The organism is Pedobacter sp. 01N416 (genome assembly GCF_056399685.1).
On sequence record NZ_JBFTRT010000255.1, the window covers coordinates 1 to 14,227 of the forward strand.

At 38.7% G+C, this 14,227-nt stretch carries 12 protein-coding genes and 1 pseudogene; 5 read left to right on the top strand and 8 right to left on the bottom strand.

The genetic code is table 11. The features are described from left to right. The 4 genes from AC1DND_RS15015 to AC1DND_RS15030 form a co-directional block, all read right to left on the bottom strand. Nucleotides 1–264, bottom strand: a 264-nt coding sequence (locus AC1DND_RS15015) for an RNA polymerase sigma factor (RefSeq protein WP_477582755.1), incomplete at its 3' end; no start/stop codon positions are given. A gap of 129 nt (nt 265–393) precedes the next feature. Beyond that, entirely contained in the window at nt 394–1,410 is a 1,017-nt protein-coding gene (murB, locus tag AC1DND_RS15020; RefSeq protein WP_477582757.1) for a UDP-N-acetylmuramate dehydrogenase, read from the bottom strand. 41 nt (nt 1,411–1,451) lie between these two features. Further along, entirely contained in the window at nt 1,452–1,901 is a 450-nt protein-coding gene (locus tag AC1DND_RS15025) for a hypothetical protein (RefSeq protein ID WP_477582759.1), read from the bottom strand. 10 nt (nt 1,902–1,911) lie between these two features. After that, nucleotides 1,912–2,352, bottom strand: coding sequence for a sterol desaturase family protein (locus tag AC1DND_RS15030; protein WP_477582761.1), 441 nt, complete (start codon nt 2,350–2,352; stop codon nt 1,912–1,914). Between the two features lie 167 nt (nt 2,353–2,519). Between AC1DND_RS15030 and AC1DND_RS15035 the strand changes: the two genes are divergently transcribed. From AC1DND_RS15035 to AC1DND_RS15055, 5 genes and pseudogenes are all read left to right on the top strand, one after another. Further along, nucleotides 2,520–3,131 carry a TetR/AcrR family transcriptional regulator gene (locus AC1DND_RS15035; RefSeq protein WP_029279769.1) on the top strand — a complete coding sequence of 204 codons (612 nt, stop codon included), beginning with the start codon at nt 2,520–2,522 and terminating at the stop codon, nt 3,129–3,131. 91 nt (nt 3,132–3,222) lie between these two features. Next, nucleotides 3,223–4,563: a TolC family protein gene (locus AC1DND_RS15040; protein WP_477582763.1), complete on the top strand. Its 1,341-nt coding sequence runs from the start codon at nt 3,223–3,225 to the stop codon at nt 4,561–4,563. Between the two features lie 2 nt (nt 4,564–4,565). Next, nucleotides 4,566–5,633 carry an efflux RND transporter periplasmic adaptor subunit gene (locus AC1DND_RS15045; RefSeq protein ID WP_477582765.1) on the top strand — a complete coding sequence of 356 codons (1,068 nt, stop codon included), beginning with the start codon at nt 4,566–4,568 and terminating at the stop codon, nt 5,631–5,633. Nucleotides 5,634–5,697: 64 nt separating this feature from the next. Then, nucleotides 5,698–8,717, top strand: a pseudogene (locus AC1DND_RS15050) (efflux RND transporter permease subunit). A gap of 299 nt (nt 8,718–9,016) precedes the next feature. Further along, complete coding sequence (locus tag AC1DND_RS15055) at nt 9,017–9,751, top strand: hypothetical protein (protein ID WP_477582767.1); 735 nt, start codon at nt 9,017–9,019, stop codon at nt 9,749–9,751. 576 nt (nt 9,752–10,327) lie between these two features. On the opposite strand, the gene AC1DND_RS15060 is transcribed toward AC1DND_RS15055, so the two are convergent. The 4 genes from AC1DND_RS15060 to AC1DND_RS15075 all read right to left on the bottom strand — a co-directional run. Next, on the bottom strand, nt 10,328–11,533 hold the full coding sequence (locus AC1DND_RS15060) for an MFS transporter (protein ID WP_477582769.1): 1,206 nt from the start codon (nt 11,531–11,533) through the stop codon (nt 10,328–10,330). A 110-nt stretch (nt 11,534–11,643) separates the two neighbouring features. Continuing rightward, nucleotides 11,644–12,141 (bottom strand): TenA family protein, encoded by a 498-nt coding sequence (locus tag AC1DND_RS15065; RefSeq protein WP_477582770.1) that lies wholly within the window; start codon nt 12,139–12,141, stop codon nt 11,644–11,646. Beyond that, entirely contained in the window at nt 12,138–12,956 is an 819-nt protein-coding gene (thiD, locus tag AC1DND_RS15070) for a bifunctional hydroxymethylpyrimidine kinase/phosphomethylpyrimidine kinase (RefSeq protein ID WP_477582771.1), read from the bottom strand. The genes AC1DND_RS15065 and thiD overlap by 4 nt, the downstream gene beginning before the upstream one ends. 690 nt (nt 12,957–13,646) lie before the next feature. Next, a partial coding sequence (locus AC1DND_RS15075) for a choice-of-anchor I domain-containing protein (protein WP_477582773.1) occupies nt 13,647–14,227 on the bottom strand: 581 nt, incomplete at its 5' end.

Genomic DNA, 14,227 nt, shown 5'->3' on the forward strand with positions numbered 1-14,227 from the left:
AGATATATCTTCGCTCTGCGTAATTAAAGTATTTGTTTTCACCAGTCGGCGATAGTTGTTAATGAAAGTATTCTTCATGATGGTAAACAACCAACCTTTTAAATTCGTACCTTCTTTAAACTTATTGTAATAAGTGATCGCTTTCAGCATGGTATCCTGAACCAAATCATTTGCGTCTTCTGCGTCTTTGGTAAAATTTAAGGCATAAGATCTAAGCGATACCGAGTGATGATTAACCAGATGATTGAATTCAAATTTTGTCATGATATTTAGCTTTAGGTAGATAAAAAAACAAATGAATTATTGTTTGTTCGCTTAAACCTAAACAAACTTAGTACCAAAATTTTCTGGCATGGTGTTAAAAGCTTGCAACTACATAATGGCAAGCTTTCGTCACAGAATATTTACTTCTCTTTCTAAAGTGACTCCAAAAGTAGACTTTACACTGTCTATAATCTGTTCAGAAAAATTATACACTTCTGTGCCAGTCGCATGTCCATGGTTAACTAAAACCAACGCCTGGTTTTTCCAGGTACCTGTTTGGCCTACCACTTTACCCTTCCAACCACATTGCTCAATTAACCAGCCGGCCGCCAATTTAATTTTATCATCAGCTGTAGGGTAATGTACCACATCGGGATGTTTCGCTACAATATCAGCAAATTCATATTTTTCAATCACCGGATTTTTAAAGAAACTACCTGCGTTGCCAATAGTAGACGGATCAGGCAGTTTGCTTACGCGGATATGCGATACAGCAGATGAAACATCGGCAATATCCGGCTTTTCGATGCCTCTGTTCAGCAGCTCGGTTTCAATTGCACCATATGAGGTATTAATTTTCGCTTCCGCCGATAAACGGAAAGTAACTGATGTAATAATATACTGGCCCTTCAACTCACCTTTGAAAATACTTTCGCGGTAACCGAAATGGCAATCATCATAAGTAAAGGTTTTGATTTTTCCTGTTTTGATCTCAAAAGCACTGCAGCTTTCGAAAACATCTTTAAGCTCTACCCCATAAGCACCAATATTCTGTATTGGCGATGCACCCACAGTACCAGGGATCAGGCTTAAATTTTCTACGCCTGCAAAATGATGCCCAACACAGTAGTTCACAAAATCGTTCCATACTTCACCAGCACCGGCTGTTACCAACACTTTATCATCAATCATTCTGGATTGAATGCCTTTGATGCTGATTTTAACAACTAATCCCTTATAATCCTGGGTAAATAACACATTACTCCCTCCACCAATAACCAAGAGCTTTTGAGATTTTACGATTTCGTTTTTAAACAGTCTGGCTAAATCTGCTTCAGAAAATATCTCGGCAAAGTAACTTGCCTTAACATCGATACCAAACGAATTATATGGTTTTAACGAAATATTTTCCTGGATTTGAAGCATATTGATTCTGGGTTATGCTGCAAAAGTAAAATAAAAAATAGTTAAGGAACGATTTTGGTAATCCCCTTATCGAAATTAAAGCTTAAAGTGTCGGCTTTTTCTCCTTCAACTACTACTTTCGAAAGCTGCCAGCCGATAAAAGCTGGTTTGGTTTTGGCAACGTCCAATAAACGGTATCTTTCTTTGGTAAGTTTTGCACTGATCAATCCTACACTATCCGACTCTGCCTGGCTTAAATGTTCTATCTCACTCTCGAGGACAGCTAAAGTATCATCTAACTCATTTCCTTTTTTTAGACTATCAGCATAAGCCTGAGGAGAAATATTGTAAAGGCTATCTAATTTGGAACTATCAAAACTCAAATCCTGATTATTATTTTCGTGTTTAGCTTCTACAAGTGCAATAGCGCGGTCTTTATTCGTTTTTTTATGGCATGAATATAAGGCTAAGCAAATCATTCCGAAAAGGATAAACAGGCAATAATTTCTCATATCATGTAATTTAGTTTTTTAATACTGTTTTCCTTACAAATAATAGCCCAAAAGCCTTTCCTTTTTCCCGCCCTCTATTTTTGTGATGGATTTTATGTGCTTTTCGCACGGCTTGCAAATAAGTGTTGTTGCTTTTAAAAGTTTTAAATCTCCGGTGCACAAACCAATCGTGTACCACAAAATAGATCAGACCATATAAAGTAATCCCTAAACCAATAAAAAACCGGTAACTTAAATTATCTCGATCAGCATACATTAAAAACAAGGATACTGCAGCAAATAATGCGGCAAACAGATCGTTCCATTCGAAGAATGATTTTGCTTTTTGGTGATGGCTTTTATGCATAAACCATAGTGGTCCATGGAATAAATACTTGTGTATAAACCAAGAAAAACACTCCATTGCTATGATGGTAAACAATACAATAAAGATGTTGATTAGTGCTGACAAATTTTCTAAACGATTGGTTTGTAAAGATATATAAACAGCGCAAGAAACAAAATTATGTCATAAAATTGTAAGCTTAATGCGCTTTTCAACAAACCTTTCATGACTAATCATTTTTTAGCACTATTTTTGACTAAAATATTAAAAAAGTCAGAAAGTAGAAAAGTAAAATGATTGTAGCCGATAAAAAGAGAGAGCAAATTATTGATGGCGCTATAAAACGCTTTATCCATTTTGGTATTGGTAAAACCACAATGAACGATATCGCAGAAGATCTTTCCGTTTCCAAACCATCGCTTTATTATTATTTCCCGGATAAGAAGCATTTAATTATTGGAGTAATAGAAAGGGTATTTAACGACTTCTTTGAGTTGATCAAAAAGAAATACAATCCAGACCAACCTTTGGAAGACATCCTTTTTAGCACCATAGAAGTGAGGAACACTTTCTTCCAAAAATATTACATGTTAAGGATTACCGAAGGTATTCCTGATTTATTGAACGATGATGTGATCAAAGGAAAGTTACAAACGCTTAAAAGTTCGGAAAAAGATTTCTTCGCAGAAATTTTTAGCCAGGCAAAAGGAAAGGGAGAAATTGAGCACGATGATACTGCACATGTTGCAGAACTTTACCTGGAAAGTTTGATGGGCCTTTGCACCATGTGCATTATGGAAACCGGAAAAGATCTTTTCCCTGATAAAAAAGCATTAAACAAAATGACACTGAAGCAAAAAAACCTCACCACCATATTTGTGAGAGGTTTACGATGTTCAGACTGAAATACGGCGGCCGCAGCAACTGATAAACCGGTTGTGAACCAGCCACAAATTTTAAATAGATAAGAACCCAAAAACAAAAAAACAATACATTATGCTTAGAGTAAAAATGGTAAGGTTAATGCTCATACTGCTAATCGGCTCGGTTTTACCGCAGCTGGTGCTTGCACAGCAGCAAGTTACCTTAAAAGATGCGCTAACCTACGCGCTCCAAAACAACACCAAGATTCGAAACTCGAAATTGGATATTGAAGGCGGAAGATACAAGGTGGAGGAAGTTAGGGCACAGGCCTTGCCTCAAATTACAGGAAATGTTGGTTTAACTTATAATCCTATTATCGGTCAGCTGGTTGCTAATTTCGGCGGACAGACACAGGCGATCAAATTAGGCCAGAACTGGAATTCGACTGCAGGTGTTCAGCTTTCGCAACAATTATTCAATCAACAGGTTTTTACTGGTTTGCAGGCTGCGAGATCGAGCGAGGAATATTACAACCTTACTTCAAAATTAACTGAAGAGCAGATTATCGAGCTGGTGGCCAACAATTACTACCAGGTTTTGGTAAACAGACAACAGTTAAACGTAATTGATACCAATATTAAAAATGTTAAAATTGTAGAAAAAATTGTCTCAAACCAGTTTAAAAATGGTTTAGCCAGAAAAATCGATGTTGACAGGATCAATGTAAACCTCACTAATCTGAATACACAACGTGAGCAGGTAATTAATGCCATTACCCAATTAGAGAATCAGTTAAAATTCTCAATGGGCATGCCGGTTTCTACGCCGATCACCTTACCATTTACCGAATTAACAGAGGTGACTACTTTACCTGTATTTACAGACTCTATCGATCTGGCAAACAGAACAGAGGTTAAACTTTTGGATAATCAGGATAAACTTTTATCACTGCAAAGAAAGGCATACGTGGCCGAATATTATCCATCATTGGCTTTAACGGGTAATTATACCTACTCGAGCCAAAGTGATGGTTTCGATTTCCTAAAGTCTAATGCTGCTGCAATCGGATACGGCGCATCGGCAGTTGGTCTGACTTTAAAAGTGCCAATTTTCAATGGTTTTTTAACACGTTCAAAAATCCGCCAGGCAGATGTGGATATTAAGAAAGCAAGAGAGAGCAGAAAAGAATCTGTAAACTCATTAAACCTGGCTTATGAGAACGCAAAAATTCAATTGCGCAACAACATCAATACCATTAAATCGCAACGTAAAAATGCGGATTTGGCGCAAGAAATTTACAAAAGCACACAAAACAATTATAACAATGGCTTAGCTTCTTTAACCGATCTTCTGGATACAGAAAATGCACTTACTGAGGCACAGAACAGTTATACACAGGCTTTATTGAATTACAAAATAGCCGAAATACAATTAATCAAATCAAACGGGAATATTAAATCGCTAGTACAATAGAAATGAAAAGAGTAATTACCATAATTATCGTAGTTGTTGTTGCCCTTGGTGCAATAGCTTATGTTTTAAGCAACAATAAAAAGAAGAACGAAGAAAAAACTGCTTTCATTGCTAAAGGTGGTGGCGCCGTTGCCGTTCGAGTTGCTCAGGTAGAGAGAAAAGCTGTGAATTTAGATTTCAGTGCAAACGGAAACTTTATTCCTAAACAAGAACTTAACTTCTTATCAGAAAATGCAGGTCGTGTTACCGCTATTTATGTTGATGAAGGTGACCGTGTAAGCAAAGGTCAGGTTATAGCACGCGTTGATGCTGAAATCATCAATACAGATAGAGAAACTGCAGAGGCTAACTACCAAAATGCAGTGAAAGATGAGGCCAGATACCAGAGCTCATTCCAAACCGGCGGAGTTACACAACAACAGTTAGATCAAGCTAAATTGGCTACAAGAAATGCGAAACTGCGCTTACAGGCTTCGCAACGTAAATTAAGCGATGCAAACATTAAATCGCCTATCAATGGTATTGTAAACAAAAGATACATCGAAGTCGGTGCATTTGTAAATACTCAGGGCACACAGATGTTCGAGCTTGTTGATGTTTCTARATTAAAATTAAAAGTAAACGTTAACGAATCGCAGGTTGCCAATCTTAAAATCGGCGATCAGATCGAGATCAAATCTTCGGTTTTCCCAACTGATAATTTCTCCGGAAAAGTAACTTTCATCGCTGCCAAAGCCGATGCAACGTTAAACTTCCCGATCGAAATTGAAGTAGATAATAGCCACAAAAACACCTTAAAAGCCGGTATGTACGGAACTGCAATATTCAAGTTCCCTAAACAGGCGCCAAGCATCCTCATTCCACGTACTTCGTTTGTAGGTAGTGTAAGTAGCAATCAGGTTTTTGTATTGGATAAATCTAACAATACTTCTAAAACTCGAACTGTTGTGGCGGGCCGTATTTTAGGAGACAATGTTGAAATTCTTGATGGCTTAAAAGAGGGTGAAACTGTAATCACCAGCGGACAGATTAACTTAACTGAGGGTACTCAGGTAAGTATTGTAAAATAAGTTAGAGGGGATTTTTCGGCTTTAAAACGCGATACGCCAATCGCAAAACGCAATACTAATTAAAATGAAGATAACAGACATATCTATAAAAAGGCCTTCGCTGGTTATTGTGGTGTTTACCGCACTTACTTTGCTTGGGCTACTAAGTTACTTTTCGTTGGGTTATGAATTACTTCCAAAATTCTCTAACAACGTAGTATCTATTTCGACCATCTACCCTGGTGCTTCACCAAATGAGGTTGAAAATACCGTAACCAAAAAGATTGAGGATGCGGTATCATCGATGGAAAACATCAAGAAAATCAACTCTGTATCGTTTGAGAGTTTATCTACGGTTACCATCACCTTAACTGATGCAGCAAACATCGATATTTCCTTAAATGATGCACAAAGAAAGGTAAACGCCATTCTTTCTGATCTGCCTGAGGATGTAAAAACGCCGTCATTAAGTAAATTCTCTTTAGATGATTTACCGGTAATTACCATGTCGGCATCAGCCAATATGGATGACATTACCTTTTACGATTTAATTGATAAACGTATTGCTCCGGTAATTTCGAGGGTGAGTGGTATTGCTCAGGTTAACTTAGTTGGTGGTTCGGAACGCGAAATTCAGGTATCGTTAGATGCTGATAAATTACAAGGTTACAACCTTTCAGTTCCACAGGTGCAGCAATTAATTTTAAGTTCTAACTTAGATTTCCCTACAGGAAGTGTTAAAACCCAAAACCAGGATGTATTGATCCGTTTATCGGGTAAATACAGAAGTATGGAAGAGTTGAGAAACCTGGTTTTAACAACGACTAAAGATGGTGCACAGATTCGTTTAGGTGACGTTGCCGACGTTCAGGATTCGCAAAAAGAAACTGAAAAACTGGCACGTATCGATCGTAAAGCATCTATCGCCATTCAGATCATTAAACAGAGTGATGCAAATGCGGTAGAAGTGAGTAAAGGTGTACATGCCATTATTGCTAAACTTAAAGGTGAATACAAGGCCAACAACCTCGACATCAGAATTGTAAACGATAGTTCAATCTTTACCTTAGAATCAGCTGATGCGGTAATCCACGATTTAATCCTGGCGGTTATTTTGGTGGCTTTCGTAATGCTTTTCTTCTTGCACAGTTTACGTAACGCGTTAATTGTAATGGTATCGATTCCGGTGCAACAAGAGAGATTGGTTTTACCGTAGTATCGATTACTTTCGTAATTGTGGTAGTGTTCTTCCCGATTGCGGTAAGTACGGGTTTGGTATCGAACATCTTACGTCAGTTCTGTATTGTGGTAATTATTGCAACGTTACTTTCGTTAGTAGCTTCATTTACCATTGTACCACTTATCTTCTCTCGTTTTGGTAAGTTAGAACGTATTGAAGGTAAAAACCTGTTTGGCCGTTTCATTCTTTGGTTCGAAAAACAATTAAAGAAATTTACCCTTTGGATTACCAGCATTTTAACATGGTCGTTAAACCACAAAGCCTTAACATTAATTATTGTTGTGGTGATGTTCTTTAGCTCATGTGGATTATTGGTAGGCGGTTTTATCGGATCGGAGTTTTTCCCTAAATCAGATAAAGGTGAGTTCTTGGTGCAGTTAGAGTTACCAAAAGATGCCTCTTTAGAGCAAACCAACTTTTTAACGCAAAAAGCTGAGGCTTTCTTAGATAAACAACCAGAAATTACACAGTTAATTACTACAGTTGGACAATCGACTGGTGATTTCGGTGGTACACAGGCTACAGCCTATAAATCGGAGATTAATGTTAAGCTGGTTGAACGCGATGAGCGTAAAGGTGTTTCTTCAGATATTTTCGCAACTAAAATGAGCCGTGCACTGGCTAAAGAATTAATTGGAGCAAAAGTTAAAACCGTTCCGATCAGTATTTTGGGTATTGCAGAAAACGCACCGATCCAATTGGTGGTAATGGGTTCTGATTTAGACAGCGCATTGAAGTATGCTGAAGGTGCTCAAAAAGTGCTTGCGGCTATCCCTGGAGCTACAGAGATTAAATTATCAGTAGAAAAGGGAACTCCTGAGATTAACGTTCAGGTAGACCGTGATAAGATGTCGGCCGTTGGCTTAACTTTACAAACTGTAGGCTCAACCATGCAGACTGCTTTTGCGGGTAATACCGATGGTAAATACCGTAAAGGTGAATACGAGTACGATATCAATATTCAGTATCAAAACTTCAACCGCCAGAATATTGATGACGTGCGTAACCTGATTTTTGTAAACAGCGATGGTAAACAGATCAAGTTATCACAGTTTGCAACCATTACAGAAGGTTCAGGTCCGAGTCAGTTAGAGCGTTTAAATAAATCTACTTCGGTATCTGTTAAGGCACAGTCAATCGGTAGACCAACAGGAACCGTGGTTGCTGAGTTCCAGGCGAAACTGGAAGAGCTGCAAAAAAATGGCAAACTTAAAGCCCCAATTGGCGTAAGTTATAGCTGGGCGGGTGATCAGGAAAATCAGAGCGAAGGTTTTGGTACTTTAGGTATCGCTTTATTGGCTTCGATCATTTTGGTTTACCTGATTATGGTTGCACTTTACGATAGTTTTATCTATCCATTGGTGGTAATGTTTTCGCTGCCTTTAGCGGTAATCGGAGCATTGTTAGCTTTAGCTTTAACCAATAACTCAATCGGTATCTTCACCATTTTAGGTTTGATTATGTTAATGGGTCTGGTAGCGAAAAACGCGATTATCCTGGTCGATTTTACCAACCACTTAAAGGCTGAAGGCAAAGAGACTAAAGAAGCGCTTGTTTTGGCCAACCACGCACGTTTACGCCCAATTTTAATGACCACCATAGCCATGGTATTCGGTATGCTTCCAATTGCATTGGCAAGCGGTGCAGGTGCCGAATGGAAAAATGGTTTGGCCTGGGTTATTGTTGGTGGATTAACCAGTTCATTATTCTTAACCTTAATTGTGGTACCGGTGGTATATTTAATATTCGACAGAATGTTAGAACGTTTAGGCTTTAACAAAAAAGGAAAAACAATCGATGAGTTAATGGTAGAACCATACAAACACAAAGATGTAAACGAATACGATTTAGATCACGGACATTAATAGACATCCAGATTAACAATCAATTTAGCCCCGATCCCAAAATCGGGGCTTTTTTGTGGATTTTGTTTTTAGCCACGGAAGTACAGAAAACACGGAAATTTATCCGCAAAGAGGCATCCAATCGATTTCGATAAATGAGATGTCAAACTTTCATGCACGGATAATTCCGCACACCGTGGTTCGTGTCCCCACGAACCACTTTATTTTTTCACTTGCTGCATCTAGAAATTTTGATGCCCAGATAATTATACAATGTTGTCTTCAAACAAATTATGTAGCAACATTGTATATTAGGGATTATGTTTAAACTCATTCTAAGTCTGTTCCTGATCTGTTCTACCCTTCTGGTTAATGCGCAACACCCGCCTGTTTTCCCGGCGATGAGTACTGATTCGAGCTTCGTTAAGGTTTCAAACTTAGATATCACGCTGGTAAAATACAGTTACAAACCTAATGGCATTAAATTTTTAGTTGTACATGATAATGAAGATACTGGTGTAAAAGCAGGTTTTGATTATATTCGCTGGAGCGGTGGCGAGCTCATCGACAGTCAATATGGCGGCGTAAGAGATTATTATTTCACCTATATGGATGATCAATACCGTATAGACCCAAACGCTATTTATACCGAAGTAGGTGTAAATACAAGGTTAAAAAAAGATCTTTTCAGCTCTAACGAAGTTGAAAAAGCAATACTTAATGCAGGCAAACAAATTGTCGATTTTTACGATCCAAAAGCCACAGGTTATTTTTTAACCTTGCATAACAATGCCGATGGTGGTTTTGGTATTTCTTCTTATTTACCAGGTTACGATTTAGCCAGCACTGCCGATTCGGTTTACATCAACTTCCAGATGGATGGAGATGATCTTGTTTACGTAACCGAACCAAGATTGTTCAGCAGCTTAAAAAAGGCCAATGTAAATGTAATTCTTCAATCTAAATTTGTTTCTAATGATGGCTCGCTTTCGGTTTATGCCATGCAAAATAATATTCCTTATATTAATGCCGGGATTCATTGCAATCGGGTTTAGGAACAAAGGTTGGTGCACCTTGCAACCCGACAAATGAAATACTGTCGCGGCCCTTTAGCCTCGGTTGAAGCGTTACCCTGCAGCAACGAGGTATCCCGAACTTTCGGGAAAGCGTATAAGCATAAAACGGGAAGACATTTACTGTTTTGCAGGGCCTTGCGCTCCAAATGAAATCGATAGTTTTTTTATTGGAAACGAATGGCTTATGGTTCTTGGCGATTCTCAGTCCCGCCATTCGCTGTAGCTCCGATAGAAGACCTGTGAAACAAGCAAGCACACCAAAATATAACATAAATCGGTGCTTAATCGGAGGCTGCCGCTATTGTCGGGTTTAAGAACAGGGGTTTTTGCGCCCTAACCCCAAAAATGAAATGCTGTCGTGGCCAACTAGCCCCGGTTGAAGCGTTACCCTGCAGCAACGAGGTACGAGGCAGTGAAGCGTAAAACGGGAAGAAGCTTCTTCTTACGCACAGACTGGCGCTCCAAATAATAAATACATTTTTATATAGAAACAAAAGCCCTATAATGCCGCTCAGTTAAACAATTAACCAATTCAAACAGTTAACCACCTCTCGGCTAATTTATCGCTTTTATTTTTGTGATCAGGAAAGTAATCAGCAAACCAAAAACAGAAATTATCCCGAAAGAATAACGCAGGCTTGATAGTTGCGAAACATAGCCTATTAATGGCGGACCAAACAAAAAGGCAAAATAACCAATACTCGAAACCATGGTTATTGCTTTACCAGCAGGCACTTTCTTATTGTTACCAGCTATGCTATATACCATTGGTACAATACTCGAAACACCCAAGCCAATAAGCATAAAACCAAAAATAGCGACAATTAGGTTTGGAAATATTACGGCAAGCGCCATCCCTATCGATATAATGGCACCACTGATCTGAAGGAGGTTTTTCCGCCCGAATTTACCGATTAAAAACACCCCTAAAAACCTTCCGCTTGCCATCATAAACATAAACGACGCATAACCTATAATCGCCTTATTATGAGGTAATTTCACCACATCTTCGAAGTAAATAGCGCTCCAATCGAACATTGTTCCTTCGGTGGCCATACTACAAAATGCGATAACGCCCAATAACACCAAAATACCCTGTGGCATGGTAAAAAACTTCGTTTTCTCAACCACCGTATCTGGTTTATTATAGTTCAGCAACTTTTTCCAGTTAAGCGCAACATTGCTTAAGGATATTAGTGCAATGATCCAAAAATGGGTATACATGCCTAATTTTAGGTTAACCAGCCCCAGGGCTATTAAAGCCCCCGTTAAATTACCAATACTCCAAGCCCCATGGAAAGAACTCATAATGGGTTTGCCGTAATAATTTTCACCTGCGACACCCTGTGTATTTAAGGCGATGTTACAAAGGTTCCCGGTTATACCAAATAGCACCAAAAAAGCAGCCAACTGCCAACCAGTTGTGGCTAATGCTAAAAAAGTTAATGCAATTGCATAAAGTGGCGCAGTTGCCCTTAGCATTTTCTTACTGCCAAAATGAGTGGTCAATTTCGCCGAAAAAAACATCGTTATAATCTGCCCCGCAGGTAATGCAAAAAGAATAGAGCCTAATTCTGCATCGTTTAGGCCCATAGAAGCTTTAAAAGTTGGAATCCTACTGGCCCAACTTGCAAAACAGACCCCTTGCATAAAGTAAAAGGCTGATATGGCAAAACGTACTTGTTTTGGAGAGCTTTGTGCTAATACAGGTTTATCTTCTTGTTTACTTAAAATTCCCTGTCCTTGCGTGCTTTCTTCCAAAATGATGTTTTAAATTATAGATTGAATTGCAAAGTTCTTTAAATCTATTGGAAATACCGACAAATTTTTAACATTTTATCAAAGAATTTGGAGAATACAGGGTTAAAATATTAAACTTTCCATTTTTCCAGTTCATAAGCACTATCCCAGAACATCCATTCTAAACGGGTTGCCATTTCGAAAGCATCCAGCATTTTTTGTTGGGTTACTGCATTAGCCTGCGCTGCCATTTGATCAGTAATATCAATCGCCTTTTCTACCGCAGCAGCAAATTCGACGCCCGCATACATATCGATCCACCTTTTGTAAGGATTTTGGTCGTCATTTTGCTGTGCGAAAATATGGTCGCCAACGGCTTTATAAATCCAAAAACATGGTAAAACAGCCGCCACTGCAATTTCTACATTGGCATACGCAGCCTGACTAAGGATATAGTTGGTGCTTAAAGTCCGGCCGAATTCTAAAAGGTAATAAGCATCCTGAGCTAAATAAAAGATAAATTTCTCTTTGGGCAAAGTTCCATTGCTCAACTCTTGGTTAAAAGGCATTTTTAAAATTTTGCCATAAATGGGTTTAACTCTTTCCCAGGCCTGTTCGCTCCATTTCATTGGATAATTAATTTTAAAGGTTCGAAAAAGTGGTTTAACGGGCCGTTGCCTTTGCCAGTTTTTACCTCGCTACCAGCTTGTAAGGCCCGGCTGATGTAGTTTTTCGCATTTTTTATTGCGATAAGTAGAGTGTTACCCTTGGCCATTTCGGCGGCAATGGCAGATGAAAGTGTACAACCTGTTCCATGTAGATTTTTAGAAGCAATAAAGACACTTTCTAATACTACTGGTGCATCGTTTCCAGAGATAAAAACATCGTAAATGATTGGGCCTATTAAATGTCCTCCTTTTATTAAAACGGCTTTTGCACCTTTCTCGATAATTTTTCTACCCGCCGTAATCATGCCATCGAGGTTATGGATCTCCTGCCCTGAAAGGATAATGGCCTCGTCTATATTTGGAGTAACCAATGTTACCAAGGGGAATAATTTTTCAACTAACTGGGTAACGGTATCAGCTTCGATTAACCGATCGCCACTGGTGGCTACCATAACCGGATCTAAAATAGCGGGAACATATTGATTATAGGTTTTTAATTCCTTTTCGATTACCTGTACAACTTCAGCACGGTTGATCATGCCGATTTTAATGGCCACTGGCGCTATATCATCTAATACCGCCTGTAACTGATCTTTAATCATTTCTGCTGGAATGCCATGCACTGACCGCACCCCGACTGTATTTTGTGCCGTTACAGCTGTGATTACCGAGGTGCCAAAACAGCCCAAAGCAGAAAAGGTTTTTAAATCGGCCTGGATGCCCGCACCGCCTCCACTATCTGAGCCGGCTATTGTTAATACATTAATATAATTCATTGCTAAATGACTTCATTTTGTTGTACAACTTCAGGAGTCTTCAAATGCAGTATGCATTTTTGCGCAATTTTTGCAGACAAACTAATTTCCTACGCCGGCATTATCCGGATCAGGTTCATTTATAGGGCATAGGGTGTAAGGTTTAGGGCATAGGGTTTTTCACCTTCCGCCTTTTACCTTTTGCCTTTCACCTATAAAATGGGTATATTCTCAGCCAACTTATTTGAAGGCACCCCTAAAGTTTTATTTTGTAGCGCAATATAGGGCTTTTTTTATTCTTCGTTCGTAGAAACCTGAGTTTAGATAATTAAATATTGATTTGATTATCTAARCTCAGKYTTGGGTTAAGTCGGTCGTCACCCTGACCTGTAGCGCAGCGGAAAGCTACGCAGTAAATTTATTTCAGGGTCTTTCCTGSCAAAAAAGATGCTGACCACCTAGTAGCTACAAGACAATTGAAAATACTACTTCTACTTGTAAAACAAGTTCAGCATGACGATGAGATTAGGAATAAACCTTATATGATAGTTATTTTTACAACTTAATAATCGAACTCAGGTTAGAAATGAATTATAGCCGAAGAGTTGTCAACTTAATAGCGACAGTCTATTAAAGTTGACAACTCAAAAAACAAAAACCCCGATATAAAACCGGGGCTAAAACATAATAATTAATAAAGGGATAGAGAGACTATATTTTATCGGGCTGAAAGAATTTAACTGTTCCATCAGCCTCGTTTGACACAATTAACAAACTTCTTCCATTAGGGCTATCTTTTGGTTTAACAAACAATAAACCTTCAGGGGCATCGCCCGTAGAGAATAGTTGAACAAATTTTGGTGAGGCTGGTATAGTTACATCATAAACAGCAATCATATCTGCACGTTCCATACCAATAAAAGCTAAGGTTTGCCCATTTACCTGTGCAACGGTTACACTTTCAACCTCTACACCTTTATTGTCAGACCGGTCATCATCATATTTACCTGCATCAATTACATGCTGTTCTAAATCTTTACCAATGTTGGCTACCAAAGCCCCAGTATTTGCATTAAGGATGCTCACACTTCTTCCACCTGTTGAGTATAATTCCTGATATACTTTATTCGTACCAACTAAGGTATAACCAACAGTATTTGTTACCGTAAGCCTTCCTAAATTAGCGTCTAACTGTAAGGTCGCAGCATTCGGAAATTTAGCTGCATCTAATACAAGATCTTTTACACGCACCTCTTCTTTTGCATCTTTTGGTGTGTAATCCTGCCTGGTAT